The sequence below is a fragment of the Streptomyces sp. NPDC057307 genome (genome assembly GCF_042667665.1).
Taxonomy (GTDB): Bacteria; Actinomycetota; Actinomycetes; order Streptomycetales; family Streptomycetaceae; genus Streptomyces.
In genome coordinates, this window is record NZ_JBHUZM010000079.1 from 1 (window position 1) to 24700 (window position 24700).

Annotated in this window: 6 protein-coding genes and 1 pseudogene; 5 read left to right on the top strand and 2 right to left on the bottom strand. The window is 72.1% G+C overall.

Annotated elements, in window-relative coordinates:
* Window positions 1–48: 48 nt before the first annotated feature.
* The gene (locus tag ACFUN8_RS24145) at window positions 49–765 is read right to left on the bottom strand and encodes a lysophospholipid acyltransferase family protein (RefSeq protein ID WP_383641256.1); all 717 of its coding nucleotides are present in this window, start codon (window positions 763–765) and stop codon (window positions 49–51) included.
* A 169-nt stretch (window positions 766–934) separates the two neighbouring features.
* Window positions 935–1705, bottom strand: coding sequence for a thioesterase II family protein (locus ACFUN8_RS24150; protein ID WP_383641259.1), 771 nt, complete (start codon window positions 1703–1705; stop codon window positions 935–937).
* Window positions 1706–2027: 322 nt separating this feature from the next.
* Here ACFUN8_RS24150 and ACFUN8_RS24155 point away from each other — a divergent pair, with 322 nt between their 5' ends.
* From ACFUN8_RS24155 to ACFUN8_RS24175, 5 genes and pseudogenes are all read left to right on the top strand, one after another.
* Window positions 2028–2315 carry an acyl-CoA carboxylase epsilon subunit gene (locus tag ACFUN8_RS24155; protein ID WP_383641262.1) on the top strand — a complete coding sequence of 96 codons (288 nt, stop codon included), beginning with the start codon at window positions 2028–2030 and terminating at the stop codon, window positions 2313–2315.
* Window positions 2316–2637: 322 nt separating this feature from the next.
* A pseudogene (locus ACFUN8_RS24160) lies at window positions 2638–7521 on the top strand (SDR family NAD(P)-dependent oxidoreductase); the annotation flags it as partial.
* A gap of 38 nt (window positions 7522–7559) precedes the next feature.
* Window positions 7560–17687, top strand: coding sequence for an SDR family NAD(P)-dependent oxidoreductase (locus ACFUN8_RS24165; protein WP_383641264.1), 10128 nt, complete (start codon window positions 7560–7562; stop codon window positions 17685–17687).
* A gap of 31 nt (window positions 17688–17718) precedes the next feature.
* Entirely contained in the window at window positions 17719–23658 is a 5940-nt protein-coding gene (locus ACFUN8_RS24170; protein WP_383641273.1) for a type I polyketide synthase, read from the top strand.
* A 101-nt stretch (window positions 23659–23759) separates the two neighbouring features.
* Window positions 23760–24695, top strand: a complete 936-nt coding sequence (locus tag ACFUN8_RS24175) for a proline iminopeptidase-family hydrolase (RefSeq protein WP_383641267.1) — start codon at window positions 23760–23762, stop codon at window positions 24693–24695.
* Window positions 24696–24700: the final 5 nt, after the last annotated feature.

Genomic DNA, 24700 nt, shown 5'->3' on the forward strand with positions numbered 1-24700 from the left:
GAGACGGCCGTCGCCCCCTCCCTGTGGCCGGCCGGAGCCGACAGACCGTCAGCGGCGCAGCCGGGGGAACCTCTTCGGCGGTGCCTGCCGGGCCTCCTCGGCCTTCACATCGGCGGCGTACCGGTCCACGTACTCCTGCCCGGACAGCCCGAGGATCGCGTACATGATCTCGTCGGTGACCGCGCGGACCGCCGCCTTCTCGTTCTCCAGGCCCTCGTAGCGCGAGAAGTCCAGCGGCTCACCGAAGCGGATCGTGACCCGCCTGATGCTCGGGATCTTCTGACCGGGCGGCTGGATCTCGAACGTACCCACCATCGCGCACGGCACCACCGGGACCTGCCCCCTGATGGCCATCACCGCCACCCCGACCTTGCCCTTGTAGAGCCGCCCGTCGTGCGAGCGCGTGCCCTCCGGGTAGATCCCCAGCAACTCGCCCTTGCCGAGCACCCCGAGCCCTTCCCGGATCGCGGCCTTCCCGGCCTCCTTGCCGGACCGGTCGACCGGGATCTGGCCGACGCCGCGGAAGAAGGAGGCGGTGAGGCGTCCCTTGACGCCGGGACCGGTGAAGTACTCGGCCTTCGCGAGAAACGTGATCCGCCGCCGGATGATCGCGGGCATCAGGAAGTGGTCGGAGAACGAGAGATGGTTGCCCGCGACGATCGCGGCGCCGTCCGCCGGAATGTGTTCGAGCCCCTCGATCCGGGGCCGGAAGAGCAACCGCAGCACGGGCCCCAACAGCACGTACTTCAGTACGTAGTAGAACACGGCGTTTCTCCCACTCTGCCGGACCGGCTGCGTCGCTGTCCGCCTGATCACAACACACAGGCGAGAGTTCAGTCGATCCGTGGGCGGGGTCGCGTCTTGGTCCGGTGCCGTTCGCGGCGCCTCCGCCGGCAGGGGCGGCGGCACCTGCCGCGTCGGTGGCGCGCCTGGGTCAGGCGCTCCGGGTGGGCTCCACGATCAGCTGGGAGATCGCGGAGATGACCTCGCCGGCGCGGGCCGTCAGATAGAAGTGGTCGCCCGGGAAGACGCGCAGGGTGAACTCGGCCGTGGTGTGGTCGCGCCAGCTGCCGACCTCGTCCAGCGTGGCCAACGGGTCGGCGTCGCCCACGAAGGTGTAGATCGGGCACGCGACGCGCGGAATGCCGGCCGGCCGGTAGGTCTCGATGGCCCGGTAGTCGGCACGCAGCGCCGGCATGATCAGCCGCTGGGTGTCGGGGTCGTCGAAGAGGATCGCGTCGGTACCGCTCAGCGACTGCACGTTGGCGATGATCGCCGCGTCGCCCTGCAGATGGAGGGTCTCGGGACGGAACCGGGACGGTGCGCGCCGGCCGGAGAGGATGATCCCGACCGGGGACTGGTTCAACTCCCGTTCCATCAGCCGGGCCACCTCGAAGGCGACGGCGGCCCCCATGCTGTGCCCGAAGAGCCAGGTCCGGTCCAGGTCCTCCGTCGGAAGCTCACGGAAGACCGCGGCGGCGAGGGCCTCGACGTTGCCGATGGCCGGTTCCGTGTAACGGTCCTGGCGCCCCGGGTACTGGATGGCGAGGACTTCGATCTTCCCGGCCAGCGCCCGCGAGACGGGGAAGTAGTAGCTCGCCGCACCGCCCGCGTGGGGGAAGCAGATCATCCTCGGGGATGTCCGGTCCGCCGGATGGAATTCTCGAATCCAATTGGACGCGTTGTCGCTCGATATGGCGGTCATCAATCAAGTTCCTTGGATCGATCCGGCTGAAGCCGCTGCGGCAGGCTGTGTTCAGCGTTCAGGTGTGTACGGGCGCGTGGCGACCCCTCATGACCCCTATCGGGCCCTACCCGCTTCGCGGAGCGCGCCCGGTCCGGAAATGGCGGCCCGTTGTTGTGAGGACGGACTACCACGGCTTTCGAATAGGGGGACGAAGCGGGGAATTAGGGGGTCGATCCGCTGGAAGCGCGGGGCGGAGGGACCTTTCAATGAAGGAGAGAAAGCACGGAGAAAGCACGGGCGGAGTCTTTCGAAGAGTACCGAAGAGTACCGGAGGGAAATCATGCACCCCGACAACGTGGCCGGCCCGCGAACACGGGAACCCGTCGCCGTCACACCTGCCGAGCACCTCGTGCGCGTCGTCAGGGGCGCTCCGGGAGAGATGGAACTCGCCGCGCTGCTCGCGGTGTTGAGCGCCCTGACCGGTACCCGGGAGCAGGCCGTCGCGTCCTCCGCGGCCCGGCAGCGGCGCAACTCCGCCTGGGGCGCGGTCCGTTACACCTCACCCGGTGCCTGGTACACACCGCCGGGCGCCTGGACGGGCGGCCAGGACAGAGAGTGGCGGCACTGACCCGCGCCGTCCCGCCGAACCACCGGTGCCCGGGTGCGTCGCCGCGCGGCGGCGCACCGACCCCGTACACCCCAGAGACCCGACTACCGCGCGTGACAGGGCGAACCCCTGCCGCGATCGGGCGCGGTCGGTGTGGGCTGCACGCGGTCCGGACGCCGGGGTCGGAAACCGATGGTCGCGCCGGGCGAAGGGGTCGGGCCACGTTAGGGGCGATCAGGGGTTGGGGGGTGTTTTCACCCTGCGTAACGTTCCCGGCAAGCGCGCGTCGTAAGTGTCGACGCCCTTTCGACCCGGGGTGGCTTTGGTGAGCAACCAGGAGAAGCTTCTTGACTACCTCAAGCGCGCGACCACGGATCTGCGCACCGCGCGCAGACGCGTCGCCGAGCTTGAGCAGCGTGACCAGGAGCCGATCGCCATTGTTTCGATGGCGTGCCGCTACCCGGGCGGCGTGAACTCGCCCGAGGACTTGTGGCGGCTCGTCGACGACGGCGTCGACGCGATCTCCGAGTTCCCGGCCGACCGCGGCTGGGGAGTGGAGAACATCTACGACCCCGAGGTCGGCAAGCCCGGAAAGACAACGTCCCGCGAAGGCGGATTCCTGCACGACGCGGCGGAGTTCGACGCGGAGTTCTTCGGTATCAGTCCGCGCGAGGCCCTGGAGACCGACCCGCAGCAGCGGCTGCTGCTGGAGGCGTCCTGGGAGGTGCTGGAGCGCGCCGGGATCGACCCCGCCTCGCTGAAGGGCAGCCCGACCGGTGTGTTCGCCGGAGTGATGTACCACGACTACGCCGGCGGCAGCAGCGGCGGCAGCATCGTCTCCGGGCGAGTGGCCTACACGTTGGGCCTGGTGGGCCCCGCGGTCACCATGGACACCGCGTGCTCGTCCTCGCTGGTCGCACTGCACACGGCGATCCAGTCGCTGCGTTCCGGTGAGTGCTCGCTCGCTCTCGCGGGCGGTGTGACGGTGATGTCCACCCCCGAGATGTTCCTCTACTTCAGCGAGCAGCGCGGCCTGTCGATCGACGGCCGCTGCAAGTCGTTCAGCGACGCCGCCAACGGCATGAGCTGCTCCGAAGGTGTCGGAGTGCTCCTTCTGGAGCGGCTGTCGGACGCGCGTCGGCTGGGGCATCCGGTGCTGGCGGTGGTGCGCGCGAGCGCGCTGAACCAGGACGGGGCCAGCAACGGACTGACGGCCCCCAACGGCCCGGCGCAGCGCCGGGTGATCAAGCAGGCGCTGGCGAAGGCCGGTCTGTCGACGGCGGATGTGGACGCGGTCGAGGCGCACGGTACGGGCACCACCTTGGGCGACCCGATCGAGGCGCAGGCGCTGCTGGAGACGTACGGTCAGGGCCGTCCGGAGGGGCGGCCGTTGTGGCTGGGTTCGATCAAGTCGAACATCGGTCATACGCAGGCGGCGGCGGGTGTGGCCGGGATCATCAAGATGGTCGAGGCCATGCGTCATGGCCGGCTGCCGAAGACGTTGCATGTGGATGAGCCGACAAAGCAGGTGGACTGGGACGCGGGTGATGTCCGGCTCCTGACGGAGGCGAGGGACTGGCCCAGCGAGGGCCGCCCCCGACGCGCGGGAGTGTCGTCGTTCGGGCTCAGCGGAACCAACGCCCACGTCATCGTCGAAGAAGCCGCCCCCGTTCCCGTCGAGGAAGAGGCGGTGGAGCGGCGGGAGTTGTCGGTGGCGCCGGTGGTGGTGTCGGGGAAGACCCCGGCGGCGCTGGAGGCGCAGATCGGCCGGTTCGGTCCGGTGGTCGCGGACGGGAACGCGCTCGATGTCGCCTACTCGGCCGCGACAGGGCGCGCTGTCCTGGAGCACCGCGCGGTGCTGGTGGGCCCCGAGACCGTGACCGGCTCGGTCACCGAGGGCAAGGTGGCGTTCCTGTTCACCGGGCAGGGGAGTCAACGTCTTGGTATGGGGCGGGAGTTGTACGGGGCGTTCCCCGTTTTCGCGTCGGCGTTCGATGCGGTGTGTGGGGTGCTCGACCCCGCTGTGCGTGAGGTGATGTGGGGTGACGAGGAGGCGCTGAGCCGTACGGAGTTCACCCAGCCGGCGATCTTCGCTCTTGAGGTGGCGTTGTTCCGGTTGGTGGAGTCGTGGGGGGTCAAGCCCGATTTCCTGGTGGGGCATTCGATCGGTGAGTTGGCTGCGGCGCATGTGGCGGGGGTGTTCGGTCTGGAGGATGCGGGCCGGTTGATCTCGGCGCGTGGGCGGTTGATGCAGGCGTTGCCGGCGGGTGGGGCGATGGTCGCGATCCAGGCCACGGAAGAAGAAGTGCTCCCGCTGCTGACCGGTGGGGTGAGTGTCGCGGCGGTCAACAGCCCGTCCTCGGTGGTGATTTCGGGTGAGGAGGAGGCGGTGACGGCGGTCGCGGAGCGGTTCACCGACCGTAAGCGCAATCGTCTGACGGTCTCTCACGCTTTCCACTCACCTCTGATGGATCCGATGCTGGACGACTTCCGCAAGATCGCGGAGAGCGTCACATACAGCGAACCGACGATCCGGCTGACCAAGGATGTCGGTTCGGCCGACTACTGGGTGGCGCACGTACGCGACGCGGTGCGGTTCGCCGACGATGTCCGTCATCTTCAGGACGAGGGTGTGACGCGGTTCCTGGAGATCGGTCCGGATGGTGTGCTGACGGCGATGGCGGGTCAGAGTGCCGAGGGCACTTTGGCTCCGACGCTGCGGCGTGACCGCCCTGAGGTGGAGAGTGTGTTCGCCGGGGTGGGCCGGCTGTTCGCGGCCGGTGTTCCGGTGGACTGGGACGCCGTGTTCGACGGGCGTGGTGCACGCCGGGTCGATCTGCCGACCTACGCCTTCCAGCGCAAGCGTTACTGGCTGATCGAGCAGTCCAAGACAACAGCCGGCGCGGACGCCGTCGACCACCCCCTGCTGACGTCGGGCATCGTCCTCCCGGACACCGGCGGTGTCGTCTTCACCGGACGGCTCTCCCTCGACACCCACCCCTGGCTCGCCGACCACGACGCCTTCGGCGCCGCGGTGGTGCCCGGGGAGGTGTTCCTCGAACTGGCCCTGACAGCCGCGGAGCAGACGGGTCGCGGCCGTGTCGAGCAGCTCGACCTCCACACTCCGCTGGTCATGGCCGGCACCGAGGACGACACGACACTGCGCGCGATGGTCGACGAGGCCGGGTCCTTCAGCGTGTACGCGCGCCGTGACGACCGGTCGGCGGCCTGGGTCAAGCACGCCTCCGGCGTCCTGACCGACGAGGGCGCCGCTTCCTCGTGGAGCCGTGACGACACGACGTACGCCACGGTGCTCGAAGCCGCCGCACACGCCGCAGGACTTCACCCCGACGGTGAGCCGACGCTCGCCCATGTGTGGCGCGGAGCGTCGGTGACCGTCGACCAGGACGGGCAACCCGTCCTGTCGGTGGAGTCGTTCGAGACCCGCCCGATCACCACCGACGAGGTACGGGCCCACACCGGCGGCCGTGAATCCCTCTTCCACGTCGACTGGGTCACCGCCCCGGCGCCCACCACCTCCGAGACCGTCGCTCACACGATCTACGAGTGCCCGCCGCTGGACGAGTCCGCACCCGAAGGCTTCCGGACGATCACCCATCAGGTGCTCCCCGTCATCCAGGGGTGGCTCGACGACGAGCAGGCCGCCGCCGCCAAGCTCGTGGTCGTCACGCGCGGCGCGACCGACGGCAGCGACCTCGGGCACGCGGCGGTGTGGGGTCTGGTGCGTTCGGCGGAGTCGGAGCACCCGGGCAGGTTCGTCCTGGTGGACCTGGACGCCGACGGCGAACTGCCCGAGGAGGTACTGCGCCTCGGCGAGCCCGAGATCGCCGTACGGGACGGCGAGATCCGGGTGGCGAGGCTGGCCCGCGTTCCCGCGGTCGAAGGGCGCGTCCAGTCGTGGGGCACGCACGGCACGATCCTGATCACCGGTGGTCTGAACGGGCTCGGCGCCCTCGCCGCCCGGCACCTGGCCGCGGAGCACGGCGCGAAGAGTCTGCTGCTGACCAGCCGCCGGGGCATGGACACGCCGGGCGCGGCCGAACTGGTGGCGGAGCTGACCGGTTCGGGCGCCGAGGTGGAGGTCGTCGTCTGCGACGTGACCGACCGGGACGCCCTGGCCGCCCTGTTGGCCGATCGGCCCCTGACGGGCGTCGTGCACTCGGCCGGTGTGCTGGACGACGGACTCATGGGGGCGTTGACGCCCGAGCGGCTGGACACGGTCATGCGGCCGAAGGTCGACGCCGCCTGGCATCTGCACGAACTGACCCTGGACCACGCTCTCTCGTCGTTCGTGATCTTCTCGTCCGTCGCCGGCACGCTCGGCGGCGCGGGACAGGGCAACTACGCCGCCGCGAACGCCTGGTTGGACGCACTCGCCCGGCATCGCGCCACCAAGGGCCTGCCCGCGCTGACCCTCGGCTGGGGACCCTGGACCGAGGTCGGGGGCATGGCCGACCGCCTGGACGACGCCGAACTGGCGCGGCTCAGGCGCTCGGGAATGCCGCCGCTGTCCCCGGACGAGGGGCTGGCGCTGATGGACGCCGCGACCCTGCGCGGCCGGCCGCCGATGACACTGCCGGTCCGGTTCGACCTGGCGGTGATGCGGTCCCTCGCCGAGACGGGGACGCTGCCCGCGATCTTCGGCGGCCTGGTACGCGGCCAGACCCGTCGCGCGCCGGCCGGCGGGGTGTCGTGGGAGCGGCTGTCCGGGCTGACCGTGCCCGAACGCGAGAAGTTCCTGCTGGAGCTGGTACGGGGCCACGTCGCCCAGGTGCTCGGCCACGGCGGCGCCGACGAGGTGCCCCCGGACCGCGCGTTCAACGAACTCGGCCTCACCTCGCTGGGCGCGGTGGAACTGCGCAACGCGCTCAACACCGAGACGGGGCTGTCACTGCCCCCGACCCTGGCCTTCGACTACCCGACCCCCCTCGCCATCGCCGAACTCGTCCACGACGGGCTGCGACCGGCGGAGGCCGACGGGGCGGCCGCGCTGCTGGCCGAGCTGACTCGGCTGGAAGCCGCGCTGACCGAGCTGGCGACGGGCGACCGCGAAGCCCACGCCAAGGTCACGGCCCGGCTCGAAACCATGTCGCGACGGGCGCGAGACGCCGGGAGCGGCGCGCCGGACGAGCCCGTCGGCGGCCTGGTGGCCGAATCCGATGACGAGTTGTTCGCGGTGCTGAACAAGGAACTGGGACTGTCCTGACGGCTCCCGCCTCTGCTTTGTGAACCTTCACGGATTGGTTGATGACGATGTCGAAGGACTCCAACGACGACCGGCTTCGCGAGTATCTGCGGCTTGCCACCGGTGAGTTGCAGCAGACTCGGCGCCGTCTGCGTGAGGTGGAGGATCGGGAGCGTGAGCCGATCGCGATCGTGGGAATGGCCTGCCGTTTCCCCGGTGGCGCGTCCTCACCGGAAGGACTCTGGGACCTCGTTGCCGACGGCCTGGAAACGGTGGGGGAGTTCCCCACCGACCGGGGCTGGAACCTGGACTCGCTGTACGACCCGGACGGGACGGGCGAGAACACCAGCTACGTCAACAAGGGCAGCTTCCTGGACGGTGCGGGCGACTTCGACCCCGAGTTCTTCGGCATCAGCCCCCTTGAGGCGATGGCGATGGACCCCCAGCAGCGGCTGCTGCTGGAGACCTCCTGGGAGGCGGTGGAGCGGGCCGGGATCGACCCGCCGTCGCTGAAGGGCACCGCCACCGGAGTCTTCGCCGGGCTGGTGTACCACGACTATCCGAGCAGCAGTGTGACCGGTGCGCTGGTCTCCGGCCGGGTGGCCTACACCCTCGGTCTTGAGGGCCCGGCGGTGACGATCGACACCGCCTGCTCGTCCTCGCTGGTCGCGCTCGACATGGCCGTCAAGGCCCTGCGCAGCGGGGAATGCTCCCTCGCCCTGGCCGGCGGTGTGACGATCATGTCGTCGCCGGTCACCTTCGTGGAGTTCAGCCGGCAGCGCGGTCTGTCGACGGACGGCCGCTGCAAGGCGTTCGCCTCGGCGGCCGACGGCACCGGGTGGGGCGAGGGCGTCGGCATGCTGGTGGTGGAGCGGCTCTCGGACGCCCGCCGCAACGGCCACCCGATCCTCGCCGTCGTACGCGGCAGCGCCGTCAACCAGGACGGCGCCAGCAACGGCATCACCGCTCCGAACGGCCCCTCCCAGCGCCGGGTCATTCAACTGGCCCTGGCCAACGCGGGCCTGACGGGCTCCGACGTGGACGTGGTGGAGGCGCACGGCACCGGAACCACCCTCGGCGACCCGATCGAGGCACAGGCCCTGCTGGCCACCTACGGGCAGGACCGCCCCGACGACCGGCCGCTGTGGCTCGGCTCGGTCAAGTCCAACATCGGTCACACACAGGCCGCCGCGGGTGTCGCGGGCATCATCAAGATGGTCCAGGCGATACGTCACGGCTCGCTGCCCAAGACGCTGCACGTGGACGAACCGTCGCCGCAGGTCGACTGGACGGCGGGCAGCGTCCGGCTGCTCACCGAGGCCCGTGCCTGGCCGGAGGGCGGCCCGCGCCGCGCCGCCGTGTCCTCGTTCGGGGCCAGTGGGACCAACGCCCATATCGTCCTGGAGGAGGCTCCGCGGGCGGAGGACGTACCGGCCGAGGAGACACCGGAGCCGCCGGAGCCCCGGGAACTCCCGGTGGTGCCCTGGCTGATCTCCGGCAAGACCGAGGCCGCCGTACGCGACTACGCGGAGCGGCTGCTGGCCGCGGTGGGCGACGCGCGTCCGGTGGACGTGGGATGGTCGCTGGCCACACAGCGGGCGGCGTACGACTACCGGGCCGCCGTGCTGGCCCCCGACGAGGAGGGCTTCACCCAGGGGCTCGCCGCCCTGGTCCAGGGAGAAGCACCGGTGACGTCGGCCCGGCCCGGCGCGGGCGCGGTCATGGTGTTCCCGGGGCAGGGCTCCCAGTGGGTCGGCATGGCGACCGAGCTGATGGCGTCGTCCCCCGCGTTCACCGAGCACATGTCCGCGTGCGAGGAGGCACTGGCGCCGTTCGTGGACTGGTCGTTGGGCGACGCGCTCGGCGACGAGGCCCTCCTGGAACGCGTGGACGTCGTGCAGCCGGTCCTCTGGGCGGTCATGGTGTCGCTGGCCGGTCTGTGGCGGCACTACGGAGTCGAGCCCGTCGGCGTGGTCGGCCACTCCCAGGGCGAGATCGCCGCGGCGACCGTGGCCGGGGCGCTGTCGTTGCAGGACGGCGCCCGCGTGGTCGCCCTGCGCAGCAAGGCGCTGCTCGCCCTCTCCGGCCAGGGCGGGATGGTGTCGGTCGCCCTCCCCCGTGAGGAGACCGAGCGGCTGATCGAGCGCTGGGGCACCCGGACGGGCATCGCGGTGGTCAACGGCAACGCCGCCACCGTGGTCTCGGGCGAGGTCGACGCGCTGGACGAACTGATGGCCTCCTGCGAGGCCGACGGTGTGCGGGCGCGCCGGATCCAGGTCGACTACGCCTCGCACTCCGCCCAGGTGGAGCGCATCGAGCGGGAACTGCTCGACGTACTGGCACCCATCGAGCCCCGCGCCGCGCAGATCCCCTTCCACTCCACCGTGACCGGCGGTCTGCTGGACACCACCGGTCTCGACGCCGGCTACTGGTACCGGAATCTGCGGCAGACCGTGGAGTTCGACCGGACCATCCGCCTGCTGACCGAGCAGGGCGTGGGCGTGTTCATCGAGGCCAGCCCGCATCCGGTGCTGGCCCCGAGCATGGAACAGACCACGATCGGCACCCTGCGCCGCAACGACGGCGGCCTCGACCGTTTCCTGAGCGTGCTCGCCCAGGCCCACACCCGCGGTGTGGGCGTCGACTGGGAGAAGGTGTACGCCGGAACGGGCGCCGGGCGGGCGGCACTTCCCACGTACGCCTTCCAGCACCACCGCTACTGGCTGAACGACGAGACGGCGAACGCCGACGCGGCCTCCATGGGGCTGGGCTCCCTGGGCCACCCGCTGCTCGGGGCGATGGTCATGCTCGCGGGCTCGGAGGAGGTGGTGCTCACCGGACGGCTGTCGGCCGGGACACTGCCCTGGCTCACCGACCATGTCATCGGCGGCTCGATCCTCTTCCCCGGCACCGGATTCGTGGAACTGGTCATCCGGGCCGGCGACGAGGTCGGCTGCGGCCGTATCGAGGAACTGACGATCGAGGCACCGCTGGTCCTCGCCGAGCGCGGCGGCGTCGCCGTGCAGGTCGTCGTCGGAGCGGCGGACGAGGCGGGCCGCCGCGAGGTCCAGGTGTACTCCCGCGACCAGGACGCGACCGACCTGCCGTGGAACCGGCACGCCACCGGTCTGCTCGCCACGGCCACCTCGGCCGGCGGCGGCGAACTGACCGAGTGGCCCCCGCCCGGCGCCGAGCCGCTGGACCTCGATGTCGACACCCTCTACGAGGAGTTGGTCGCCACGGGTCTGGCGTACGGGCCGACCTTCCGGGGACTGAGGGCGGCCTGGCGGGACGGCGACGAGGTGTACGCCGAGATCGCCCTGCCGGACAACACGGCGGCCGACGCCTTCGGTCTGCACCCGGCCCTCTTCGACGCGGGCCTGCACGCCATCGGACTCTCCCCGGCCGGAACCGACGACGCGGCGATGCTGCCGTTCGCCTGGTCCGGAGTGGAACTGCACGCCTCCGGCGCGAGCGCGCTGCGCGTGCGTGTCACCCCCGTGCAGGACGGCGTCGCGGCCCTGACGATCACCGACGCGACCGGCCGGCCCGTCGCGACGGTCGACTCCCTGGTCCTGCGGCCCCTCACGGACGTGGCGACCAAGCCCCGTACGGAATCGCTGTACCACGTCGCCCTCACCCCGATCCCCGCCGGCACCGCCGCCGAGGTGCGGCCGCCCACCGACGCCGAGGTGTTCCGCCTGCCCGGCGGACTGGACGTACGCGCGGCGGTGAACCTGGCGCTGGAGGCGCTGCAGTCCGCCGGCCCGCGCCTGACGGTGATCACGCGCGGCGCGGTCTCGCTCAACGGCGAGGACGTCCACGACCTGGCAGCGGCGGCCGTCTGGGGTCTGGTGCGTACCGCCCAGACCGAGGACCCCGACCGCTTCGTCCTGATCGACCTGGCCGCCGACCCCGAGGCGACACCGGGCGGTGACGACGCCGCCCTCGCGCTGGCGCTGTCGACCGGTGAGCCCCGTGTCGTCGTACGTGACGGAGTCGCCCACGCGCCCCGGCTGGCCCGGGTGTCGGCGGCGCCGGAGACGGCGGACGACACGCCGCCGCCGTTCGGCGACGAGGTACTGATCACCGGTGGCGTGGGAGTGCTGGGCGCTCTGCTGGCCCGGCATCTCGTCACCGAGTACGGAGTGACACGGCTGCTGCTGACCGGCCGCCGGGGCCTGGACACGCCCGGTGCGCCGGAGTTGGTGGCGGAGCTGGGCGGGCTGGGCGCCGTGGTCGAGGTCGCCGCCTGCGACGTCGGCGACCGTGCGGCGCTGGCCGCGCTGCTGGCCGGGCGCTCGCTGACCGGTGTGGTGCACGCGGCGGGCGTCCTGGACGACGGTGTCATCGGATCGCTGACGCCCGAGCGGGTGGACCGGGTGATGCGCCCCAAGGTGGACGCGGCCCTGTATCTGCACGAACTGACCCGTGACATGGACCTGAGCGCGTTCGTGCTGTTCTCCTCGGCGGCCGGTGTGGTCGGCTCGCCGGGGCAGGGCAACTACGCGGCGGCCAACGCGTACCTCGACGCCCTGGCCGAGCGCCGCCGTGCGGACGGCCTGCCCGCCCAGTCCCTGGCCTGGGGCGTGTGGCAGACCAGCACCGGCATGGCGAGTGAACTGACGGACACCGACCGGTCCCGCATGGAACGCGGCGGCATCCTCTCGCTGTCGCACAGCGAGGGGCTGGCGCTCTTCGACGCGGCCACGGCCGCCGACGGACCCGCCGTACTCGTCCCCGTGAAGCTCGACCTCCCGGCCGTCCGCGCCGGCGGCTCGGTGCCGGAGCTGCTGCGCGGCCTGGTCCCGGTCGTCACCCGTGGCACCGCCCGTACCCGCGCCGACGCGGACGGGCTCCGTGACCGGCTCGTGGGCATGTCCGACGACCAGCGGTTCGACATGCTGCTCAACCTGGTCCGGGCGCAGGCCGCCACCACGCTCGGCTACGCCGGACCGGGGGCCGTCGACCCGGAGCGCGCGTTCCGCGATCTGGGGGTCGACTCGCTGGCGGCGATGGAGCTGCGCAACGGGCTCGGCGAGGCCACCGGCCTGCGGCTGCCGGCCACGCTGGTGTTCGACTACCCGAACCCCACCGTTCTCGCGCGCCATCTGCTGGACGAGGTCTCGGGAACGGTCCACGAGAGCCGGGTCACCTCCGTCGCGACCCCGGTCGGCGACGACCCGATCGCGATCGTCGCGATGGCGTGCCGCTATCCGGGCGGTGTGTCCTCGCCGGAGGACCTGTGGCGGCTGGTCGCCGACGGGACGGACGCCATCTCCGACTTCCCCACCGACCGGGGCTGGGACCTGGAGCGGATCTACGACCCCACGGCCACCCGCCCGCGCACCAGCTACGTCGACAAGGGCGGATTCCTTTACGACGCGGCCCAGTTCGACCCCGGTTTCTTCGGGATCGCGCCGAACGAGGCGCTGGTGATGGACCCTCAGCAGCGGCTGTTGCTGGAGGCGTCCTGGGAGGTGCTGGAGCGGGCGGGGATCGACCCGACGACGCTCAAGGGCAGCCCGACCGGAGTGTTCGCCGGAATGATGTACCACGACTACACCCACAACAGCAGCACGGGCGCCATCGCCTCCGGCCGTGTCTCCTACACCCTGGGGCTCGAAGGCCCCGCGGTGACCGTCGACACCGCCTGCTCGTCGTCCCTGGTCGCCCTGCATCTGGCGGCGCAGGCCCTGCGGTCGGGCGAGTGCTCGCTCGCCCTCGCGGGCGGCGTCACGGTGATGGCCGCGGCGGACAACTTCATCGAGTTCAGCGAGCAGCGCGGCCTGGCGACCGACGGCCGCTGCAAGTCCTTCGCGGCCGCCGCCGACGGCGCCAGTTGGAGTGAGGGCGTCGGCATGCTCCTGGTGGAGCGGCTGTCCGACGCCCGTCGCAACGGACACCCGGTACTCGCCCTCGTACGGGGCACGGCGACCAACCAGGACGGGGCGAGCAACGGCCTGACCGCACCCAACGGGCCGTCCCAGCAGCGGGTGATCAACCAGGCCCTGGCCAACGCGGGCCTGGCGGGCGCCGATGTGGACGCCGTCGAGGCGCACGGCACCGGCACCACCCTGGGTGACCCGATCGAGGCGCAGGCACTGCTCGCCACCTACGGCCAGGGCCGCCCCGAGGACCGGCCGCTGTGGCTGGGTTCCATCAAGTCGAACATCGGCCACACACAGGCCGCGGCGGGTGTCGCGGGCATCATCAAGATGGTCGAGGCGATGCGGCAGGGCACCTTGCCCAGGACGCTGCACGTGGACGCGCCCACCCCCCAGGTGGACTGGGAGGCCGGCGACGTCCAACTGCTCACCGAGCCGCGGGAGTGGCCGAACGACGGCCGCCCGCGCCGCGCCGGTGTCTCCTCCTTCGGCATCAGCGGCACCAACGCCCACGTCATCATCGAGGAGGCCGACCCGGTCGAGGAAGCGCCGGTGGAGCGGCGGGAGTTGCCCGTCGTCCCCCTGGTGCTGTCCGCCCGGACACGTACGGCGCTCCAGGACCAGCTCGACCGGATCGGCGCCGTCGACGCGGACGAGCTGGACGTGGCGTACTCGGCCGCGACCGGCCGGGCCGCCCTGGAGCACCGCGCGGTGCGGATCGGCTCCGAGACCGTGATCGACTCGGTCACCGAGGGCGGGCTGGCGTTCCTGTTCACCGGACAGGGCAGCCAGTGGGCCGGGATGGGCCGGGAGCTGTACGAGACGTTCCCCGCTTTCGCGGCGGCGTTCGACGAGGTCTGCGCCGTGCTCGACCCGGCGCTGCGCGAGATCATGTGGGGCGACGAAGAGGCCCTGGGCCGCACCGAGTTCACCCAGCCCGCGATCTTCGCCCTCCAGGTCGCCCTGTTCCGGCTCGTGGAGTCGTGGGGCATCAAGCCGGACCTCATGACCGGCCACTCCATCGGTGAACTCGCCGCCGCCCATGTGGCCGGCGTGTTCGATCTGGCGGACGCCGCCCGGCTGATCACGGCACGCGGACGGCTGATCCAGGAACTCCCCTCCGGCGGGGCGATGATCGCGATCCGCGCCACCGAGGAGGAGGTCACGCCGCACCTCACCGACGAGGTGAGCATCGCGGCGGTCAACACCCCCGGCTCGGTGGTGATCTCGGGCGCCGAGGACGCCGCCACCGCGATCGCCGAGCGGTTCGCCGACCGCAGGACCAACCGGCTGAAGGTGTCGCACGCCTTCCACTCGCCGCTGATGGACCCGATGTTGGAGGAGTTCCGCAAGGTCGCAGAGTCCGTCACCTACCGCGAGCCGGTCGTTCAGCTGACCAAGGACGTGGCGTCGGCGGAGTACTGGGTACGGCACGTGCGTGACGCCGTGCGGTTCGCCGACGACGTGACCCACCTCCAGGATCAGGGCGTCACCCGGTTCCTGGAGATCGGACCGGACAGCGTGCTGACCGCGATGGTGCGGCAGAGCGCCGACGGGACGGTGGCGGCCACCCAGCGCCGCGACCGCCCCGGCGTGGAGACCCTGTTCACCGGCGTCGGCCGGCTGTTCGCCGCCGGAGTGCGCGTCGACTGGAACGCCGTGTTCGACGGGCGCGGGGCGCGCCGGGTCGATCTGCCGACGTACCCCTTCCAGCGCCAGTCGTTCTGGATCGAGTCCGGGCGCGGCGCGGACGCGTCCGACCACCCGCTGCTGGACCGGACGGTGGCCATCGCGGGAACGGACCGGACCGTGCTGACCGGACGTCTGTCACTGGGCTCCCAGCCCTGGCTCGCCGAACACGCGGTCGCCGGCACCCTGCTCTTCCCCGGTACGGGCTTCGTCGAACTGGCCGTCCGCGCGGGTGACGAGGTCGGCTGCGGCCGGATCGAGGAACTGACCATCGAGGCGCCGCTGGTCCTCGCCGAACACACCGCCACGGCCGTACAGGTCGTCGTCGGGGTGGACGAGGGGACCGGCAGCCGGGCCGTCGAGGTGTACGCCCGCGGCGCGGACGAACCGCATCTGCCCTGGACCCGCCACGCCGCCGGAATCCTGGCCCCGGCCACCGGCGGCCCGGCGGCGGAGACCGCGGCACAGTGGCCACCGCCCGGAGCGGAGCCCCTGGAACTGGCGGGGCTGTACACGGGCCTGGCGGAAGCCGGAATCGAGTACGGGCCCGCGTTCCAGGGACTCAAGTCCGCCTGGCGCAGCGGGCAGACGGTGTACGCGGAGATCGTCCTGTCCGGGGCGGCCGACCGCTTCGGGATCCACCCGGCGCTCCTGGACGCGGCCCTGCACACCGTCCCGCTCCTGTCGGACGACGACCGGGTCGTGCTGCCCTTCTCCTGGGCGGGCGTGGAACTGCACGCCTCCGGCGCCACCGCGCTCCGGGTCACGATGACCCTCTCCGACCAGGACCAGGTGACCCTCCACGCCGTGGACGGCGCCGGGCAGCCGGTCGTCTCCGTGGACGCCCTGACACTGCGTCCGATGGCGGCCGGGGCACTCACCCGCGTCGACTCGCTCTTCCAGGTCGAGTGGACGCCCGTCGCCGTACGCGACGACGTGGCCGCCGACACGAAGGTGTGGCGGACCGAGGGCGACGACGTACTCGCCACGCTGCATCCGCTGCTCAAGGCGGTGCAGGCGGAGACCGAGACCCTCGCGGTCGTCACACGCGGCGCGGTGGCCGTCGCCGGTGAGCGGGTGACCGACCTGGCCGGCGCCGCGGCGTGGGGCCTGGTGCGCAGCGCCCAGTCGGAGGACCCGGGCCGGTTCGTCCTGGTCGATGTGGCCGGTGAGGACGAGAAGGCGGACGTCGCCCTGGCGCTGGCGTCGGGCGAGCCCCAGGTGGCCGTCCGGGACGGGAAGGTCTACGTACCGAGGCTGAGGGCGGCCTCGGTCGCCGAGTCCGAGCCGTCGTCGGTCTTCGGCGACGAGGTACTGATCACGGGCGCGTCCGGCGCCCTGGGCGGACTGGTCGCGCGCCACCTGGTCACCGGGCACGGCGTACGGCGACTGCTGCTGACGAGCCGCCGGGGCCTGGAGGCGCCCGGTGCGGCGGAGTTGATGAAGGAACTGGCCGGGCTGGGCGCCGAGGTCGAGGTCGCCGCCTGCGACGTCGCCGACCGTGAGGCGCTGGCGGCACTGCTGGCCGGGCGCGCGCTCACCGGTGTGGTGCACGCGGCGGGCGTCCTGGACGACGGCCTCGTCGCGTCGCTGACCCCCGAACGCCTGGACAAGGTCGTCACGCCCAAGGCGCTGGCCGCCCTGCATCTGCACGAGCTGACCCGCGACATGGACCTGAGCGCGTTCGTGCTGTTCTCCTCCGTCGCCGGCGTGATCGGCACCCCGGGGCAGGGCAACTACGCGGCGGCCAACGCGTTCCTCGACGCCCTGGCCGAACACCGGCGCGGCGAAGGACTGCCCGCCCAGTCCCTGGCCTGGGGACTGTGGACCACCGACGCCGGCATGGCCGGTGACCTGGCGGACACCGACCGGCAGCGGATCGACCGCGCGGGCCTCGTGGGACTGACACCCGAGCAGGGCCTCCAACTCCTCGACGTAGCGGGCGCGTTGGCCGCGCCGACGCTGGTCCCGATGAGCCTGGACACCAGGACGCTGAACGCGGCCGAGGTGCCCCCGATGCTGCGCGGACTGGTACGCGGCTCCTCGCGGCGTGCCGTGTCGGCGGAACAGACCGGCGGCGGGGCCGCGTTGCGGCAGCGCCTGGCGGCACTGCCCGCCGACGAGCGGTACGACGCAGTCCTCGACCTCGTCCGTACCCACGCGGCGGCCGTGCTGGGCCACGCGGGTCCCGAGGCCGTCGAACCGGAGCGGGCCTTCAGCGACCTGGGCTTCGACTCGCTGGGCGCCGTCGAGTTCCGCAACACCCTCAACGCCGCCGCAGGGCTGCGGCTGCCCGCCACGATGATCTTCGACCATCCCACCGCCCGGGTGCTCGCCGAGCACATCGGCGCGGAGCTGGCGCCCGACGGTGACGCCGCCGCCGCTGCCGACGAGGAGACGGTCCGCCGGCTGCTCGGGTCGATTCCGCTCACCCGGCTGCATGACGCGGGGCTGATGGAGGCCCTGCTCGAACTCGCCGGAGCCGGCGCCTCCGCCGGCACGGCGGCGGCCGTGCCGGAGGAGGACTCGATCGACGCGATGGACGCCGAAGCCCTGATCAACATGGCGCTGCAGGACACCGATCTGGACGAAGCGACGCGGGAAGTCTGAGGACACGATGGCCGACACCGACCAGAAACTCGTGGCGGCGCTGCGCGCGTCGCTCAAGGAGTCCGAGAGCCTGCGTACGCGCAACCGCGCCCTGCAGGCCGCCTCCCGCGAACCGATCGCGATCGTGGCGATGAGCTGCCGCTACCCCGGCGCGACCTCTCCCGAGCAGCTGTGGCGGCTGGTCGCCGACGGGACGGACGCCGTCTCGCGGTTCCCCGCCGACCGCGGCTGGGACGAGGAGGGCATCTACGACCCCGAGCCCGGAAAGCCCGGCAAGACGTACTCCCGCGAGGGCGGGTTCCTGTACGACGCCGCCGAGTTCGACCCCGGTTTCTTCGGGATCGCGCCGAACGAGGCGCTGGTGATGGACCCTCAGCAGCGGCTGTTGCTGGAGGCGTCCTGGGAGGTGCTTGAGCGGGCGGGGATCGACCCGACGACGCTCAAGGGCAGCCCCACCGGTGTGTTCGCCGGGATGATGTACCACGACTACACGTACAACAGCAGCACCGGCGCCATGGCCTCCGGCCGGGTCGCCTACACCCTGGGTCTTGAGGGCCCGGCGGTGACCATCGACACCGCCTGCTCGTCGTCCCTGGTGGCCCTGCACTGGGCCGTCCAGGCACTGCGGTCGGGGGAGTGCACGCTCGCGCTGGCCGGTGGTGTCACCGTGATGGCGACACCCGAGACCTTCATCGAGTTCAGCCACCAGCGCGGACTGGCCACCGACGGCCGCTGCAAGTCGTACGCGGCCGCCGCCGACGGCACCGGCTGGGGCGAGGGCGTCGGCATGATCCTCGTGGAGCGGCTGTCCGACGCCCGCCGCAACGGCCACCCGGTGCTGGGGATCGTGCGCGGTACGGCGATCAACCAGGACGGCGCCAGCAATGGCATCACCGCCCCCAACGGCCCCGCCCAGCAACGGGTGATCAGGCAGGCGCTGGCCAACGCCCGGGTCTCCGCCGACGGCGTCGATCTGATCGAGGGTCACGGCACCGGTACGACCCTGGGTGACCCGATCGAGGCGCAGGCCCTGCTCGCCGCGTACGGGCAGGACCGCCCCGAGGACCGGCCGCTGTGGCTGGGCTCGATCAAGTCGAACATCGGCCACACGCAGGCAGCGGCGGGTGTCGCCGGCATCATCAAGGTCGTCGAGGCCATCCGGCACGGCGTCATGCCGCCCACCCTGCACGTGGACGCGCCGACACCCCAGGTGGACTGGGAGTCCGGCGACGTACGACTGCTCACCGAGGCACGGCCGTGGCCCGACCAGGAACACCCGCGCCGCGCGGGTGTGTCGTCCTTCGGTATCAGCGGCACCAACGCCCACGTCATCATCGAGGAGGCACCGGCCGAGGAGGCCCCGGCAACCGGGGAGGACGCGCCACCGGCCGCGACCACCGGCGGCCCGGTCCTGTGGACCCTGTCGGGCAGAACCCAGCAGGCGCTGTCCGCCCAGGCCGAGACCCTCCACTCCCATCTGCGCGAGCGGCCCGATCTGACGCCGGCCGACGTGGGCCTGTCCCTGGCGACCGGCCGCGCCGCTCTCGAACACCGCTCGGCGATCGTCGCCGACGACCGTCCGGGCCTCCTCGCCGGACTCACCGCACTGGCCGGCGGAACCGCCGCGCCGTCCGTCGTCACCGGCAAGCGCCGCGAGGGCAAGGTGGCGTTCCTGTTCACCGGCCAGGGCAGCCAACGCCTCGGCATGGGACGGGAGTTGCACGAGACCTACCCGGTCTTCGCCACCGCGTTCGACGAGGTGTGCGAGGCGACGGGCCTGGCGCTCAAGGACGTGGTGTGGGGTGACGAGGCGGCGCTGAACCGCACCGAGTACGCCCAGCCCGCGATCTTCGCCTTGGAGGTCGCCCTGTTCCGGCTGGTCGAATCCTGGGGAATCAAGCCCGACTTCCTCGCCGGGCACTCCATCGGCGAACTGGCCGCCGCCCATGTCGCGGGCGTTCTCAGCCTGCCGGACGCCGCGCGGCTGGTCGCCGAACGCGGGCGGCTGATGCAGGCGCTGCCGGCCGGCGGAGCCATGACGGCCATCCAGGCCACCGAGGAGGAGATCGCCCCGCTGCTCACCGACGAGGTGGGCATCGCCGCCCTCAACAGCCCCACCTCCGTGGTCATTTCGGGCACCGAGGACGCCGTCGCGGCGGTCACCGAGCACTTCACCGACCGCAGGACCCGCCGGCTGACCGTGTCCCACGCGTTCCACTCGCCGCTGATGGAACCGATGCTGGAGGACTTCCGCAAGATCGCCGAGTCCGTCACCTACGAACGGCCGCGCATCCGGCTGGTCAAGGACATGGCGTCCGCCGACTACTGGGTACGGCATGTGCGCGAGGCCGTGCGGTTCGCCGACGACGTACGACGCCTGGACGGCGAAGGCGTCACCCGGTTCCTGGAGCTGGGACCCGACGGGGCCCTCGCCGCCATGGCCCGCCAGACCGCCCCGGAGGCCACCGCCGTCGCCGCCCTGCGCCGCGAGCGGCCCGAGGCCACGACACTGCTGACCGCCGTCGCCCACCTGCACACCACGGGCACCTCCCCCGACTGGACCGCGTTCTTCGCGGGCCGGGGAGCACACCGGGTCGATCTGCCCACCTACTCCTTCCAGCGCACCCGCTACTGGCTCCAGGAGCCGGTGGACGCAGGGGGCGGCGGCGCGGCGGCCATGGGGCTCAGCGCGCTCGACCACCCCCTGCTGAGCGCCGAGATCGCCGTTCCCGGCTCACGGACGGTGATCTACACCGGACGTCTGTCGACCGACACCCACCCCTGGCTGGCCGACCACGAGGTGCTCGGCGCGACACTGCTGCCCGGCACGGCCTTCGTCGAACTGGCGGTGCGCGTGGGCGAACAGGTCGGCCACGGCGTACTCGACGAACTCACGCTGCGCGCACCGCTGGTCCTGCCCGAGGGCGGCGGCGTACAACTGCGCCTGACGGTCGGTGAACCGGCCGACGACACCGGCCGACGCCCCCTGAGCGTCCACTCCCTCGCCGAGGACGCGGACGACGAAGCGCCGTGGGTCCTGCACGCCGAAGGCGCCCTGATGGCCGAGGACGCCGCCCCGGCGACCGCCTTCGACCTGACGCGCTGGCCGCCGGACGAGGCGACGAGGATCACCACCGACGGCGCGTACGAACGGTTCGCGGACCTCGGATACGTGTACGGCCCCGCGTTCCAGGCGCTCAAGGCGGCCTGGCGCGTCGGCGACGAGACGTTCGCCGAGGTGGCGCTCGCCGAGGAAGTCGCCGACGCCGAGAGGTTCGTCCTGCACCCGGCCCTGCTCGACTCCGCCCTGCACGCGGTGATACTCGGCGCGGCCGACGACGAACCCACCTCACTGCCGTTCGCCTGGAAAGGCGTCCGGCTGCACGCCTTCGGCGCCAGGGCCGCGCGCGTCCGGTTCACCCCCAACGCCGAGGGCGGCACGACGATCCGCGTCGCCGACGCGCAGGGCCGGCCCGTCGCGTACGTCGAGTCGCTGATCTCCCGGGAGGTCTCCGCCGAGCAGCTCGCACCGGCGGCCCCCGGGCCGGGCGACTCCCTCTTCCACCTCGCGTGGACACCCGCCACGGCCACCGCCGCCGACGCGGACTGGACCACGGTCACCGAGTTGGCGGAACTCGCCGGCCCGGTGCCCGCCACGGTCGCCTGGACACCCCCCGCGGGCACCGGCCGGCTCGCCGACGACGTCAGGACCGTCACCGCCGAGACGCTCCGTACCCTGCAGACCTGGCTCACGGAGAGGCGGTTCGCCGACAGCAGGCTCATGGTGGTCACCCGCGGCGACGACCTGGCCCACGCCTCCGCCTGGGGCCTGGTCCGCGCCGCCCGCTCCGAGGACCCGGAGCGCTTCGCCCTCCTCGACACGGACGGCGACGACCCGGAGACGATCGGCCGGGCCGTCGCGTCCGGCGAGCCCGACCTGCGCGTACGCGGCCAGGAGATCCTGGTCCCGCGGCTCGCGCGCGTCCCGGCGCCGCCGGAGGACGAAGCACCCGCGCGCTCCCCCTGGGACCGGCCGGGAGCCGTGCTTATCACCGGCGGTACGGGCGGTCTCGGCGCGCTCGTCGCCCGTCACCTGGTGGCCGAACACGGCGTCCGCGAGCTGCTGCTGACCAGCCGTCGCGGTAGCGACGCGGAAGGCGCGGCCGGCCTCCACCAGGAGCTGACCGCCGCCGGCGCGACCGTCGAGATCGCCGCCTGCGACGTGGCCGACCGGGCCGCCGTCGAGGCGCTGCTGACCGGCCGCACCCTCGGCGCAGTCGTCCACACGGCCGGGGTACTGGCCGACAGCATGATCGCCAACCTGACGGAGCACGGCCTCGGACAGGTCCTGCGCCCCAAGGTCGACGGCGCGCTCAACCTGCACGACCTCACCCGCGACCAGGACCTCGGCGCCTTCGTCCTGTTCTCGTCGGCGGCGGGCGTGCTCGGCTCGCCCGGCCAGGGCAACTACGCCGCCGCCAACACCTTCCTCGACGCCCTCGCCGCACGGCGCCACACCGAAGGGCTGCCCGCGCAGTCCCTCGCCTGGGGACTGTGGGCGGACACCGGCGGCATGGCCGGCCATCTGAGCGAGGCCGACCTGCGGCGGCTGCGCCGCCAGGGCATGCCCGCGCTCTCGTCGCACGACGGCCTCGCGCTGTTCGACGCCGCGTCCGCGCGGCCCGAGCCGGCGCTCGTGCCGATGAGCCTGGACCTCCGGGCCCTGCGCAACGGCGCCGGCGGCGAACTCCCCGTCGTCCTCCGCGGGTTGGTCCCGGCCGCGCGGCGCCGCGCCGCGACCGCCGACCCGTCGGCGCTGCGGCACGAACTGGCCGCGATGCCCGTCGAACAGCGGGAGCGGGCCCTGGGCGAACTGGTGCTGAACCTCGCCGCGTCCGTGCTCGGACACGCCGACGCCGACGCCGTCGACCCCAGCCGCGACTTCCTGGAGTCCGGGTTCGACTCGCTCACCGCGATGGAACTGCGTACCGCGCTGATCGCCGCCACCGGGGCCAAGCTGCCCACGATGGCGGTGTTCGACAGCAAGACCCCGGCCAACCTGGCCCGTCTCCTCGCGGACGAGATGGAGTCCGGGACCGTCGACACGCGGTCCGCCGCCGAGTCCTCGGAGGAGGACGACGAGACCGTCACCGAGCTGTTCCGCGGTGCGGTCCGGGCCGGTGACACCACCGGGGCACTGGCCCTGATGTCGGCGGTCGCGGCGCTGCGGCCCCGGTTCACCACGCCCGCCGAACTCGAACAGGCCCCGAAGAGGGTGCAGTTGGCCGACGGCCCCGGCCGCCCCCGGCTGATCTGCCTGGCCACCCCCATGGCGGGCGGCGGTGTGCACCAGCACGCCCGGCTGGGGTCCGAGTTCCGCGACGTGCGGCACGTGTCGGCGGTGGCCCTGCCCGGATTCCACCGGGACGAGCCACTGCCCGATTCCGTCGAGGTGCTGACCCAGGTGCTCAGCGACGCCGTGCTGGCGGCGGCCGACGGCGAGCCGTTCGTCCTGCTCGGCTACTCGTCCGGCGGCATCATCGGCCACATCATCGCCCGGCACCTGGAGGAGACCCTCAAGGTCCCGCCCGCCGGACTCGTCCTGATCGACACCTTCAGGGTCGAGGACACGGCGATGAACGTCGGGTTCGGCCACCTCATGGGCGAACTGCTCACGGTGGAGACGACCCTCGGCAACTACGACGCCGCACGGCTGTCCGCCATGCCGCACTACTTCCAGGTGCTGGCGGGCTTCGACCCCGTACGACTGGCCGCGCCGACCCTGTTCGTCCAGGCGTCCGAGCCGTTCGTCCAGCCCCCCGAGGGGGTCGACGTGGCGGAGATGCGGGCCCGCCCGTGGGACCCGGAGCACACCCTGCGCACCGTCGAAGGCAACCACTTCTCGCTCGGGCAGGACCACGCCCCGGCGACCGCCCGCGCCATCGAGGAGTGGCTGGAGACGCTCGACTGAGCCGTGGCCGACGCCAGGCTTCCCCTCGGAAGAAGTGCACGCCGCGTGCGGGGGACGCGGCACCGCTGCTGAGAACGACCCGAACTTAGGTGGTTTGAGAAATGGCGTCCACGCCCACGGCCAAAGGAACTGTTCCCTTCGGGGAGTACAAGACCTGGTACCGCGTCACCGGGCAGCCCGCGAAGGGCCGCCCGGCCCTCGTCGTCGTGCACGGAGGCCCCGGCTCCACCCACGACTACCTGACCGGACTGTCCGTCTACGCCGAACAGGGCTGGTCGGTGGTGCACTACGACCAGATCGGGAACGGCGGCTCCACCCATCTCCCCGACGCCGACCCCGGCTTCTGGACCCCCCGGCTCTTCCGCGACGAGCTGGAGAACCTGCTGCGCCGGCTCGACATCGCCGACGACTACGTCCTGTTCGGACAGTCCTGGGGCGGGCTGCTCGCCGCCTGGCACGCCTCGGCCAAACCCGCCGGGCTGCGCGGCCTGGTCATCGCCAACGCGCCGGCCTCCTACCCGCTGTGGCTGTCGGAGATGGACGTCCTGCGCGCCCAACTGCCCCCGGGCGTGGACGACACGCTGCGGCGCCACGAGGCAGCCGGCACCACCGACAGTGACGAGTACCTGGAGGCGATGCTGGTCTTCTACAGCCGCCACGTCTGCCGCGTCGAACCGTGGCCCAGCGAACTCATGGCCTCGTACCTGGAAGCCGTCACCGACCCGACGGTCTACCGCACCATGAACGGCCCCAACGAGTTCCATGTCATCGGCAGCATCCGCGACTGGTCGGTCATCGACTGCCTGCCCGACATCAGCGCGCCCACCCTCGTCCTGTCGGGCCGCCACGACGAGGCCACCCCGGTCACCGTGCGCCCCTACGACGAACTCATTCCGAACTCCCGCTGGGAAATCCTGGAGAACTCCAGCCACAACCCGCACCTGGAGGAGCCGGAACGGTTCTACGAGGTGCTCGGCGGATTCCTTGACTCGGTACGCGTGGGCGACCCGCGGACCACCACCGTGAGCGGAGGCTGAGACGA

Bases quoted from the DNA above. Each gene is read 5' to 3' on its own strand.
- ACFUN8_RS24150 (WP_383641259.1), bottom strand. From the start codon at position 1,705: ATGACCGCCATATCGAGCGACAACGCGTCCAATTGGATTCGAGAATTC.
- ACFUN8_RS24175 (WP_383641267.1), top strand. From the start codon at position 23,760: ATGGCGTCCACGCCCACGGCCAAAGGAACTGTTCCCTTCGGGGAGTAC.
- ACFUN8_RS24155 (WP_383641262.1), top strand. From the start codon at position 2,028: ATGCACCCCGACAACGTGGCCGGCCCGCGAACACGGGAACCCGTCGCC.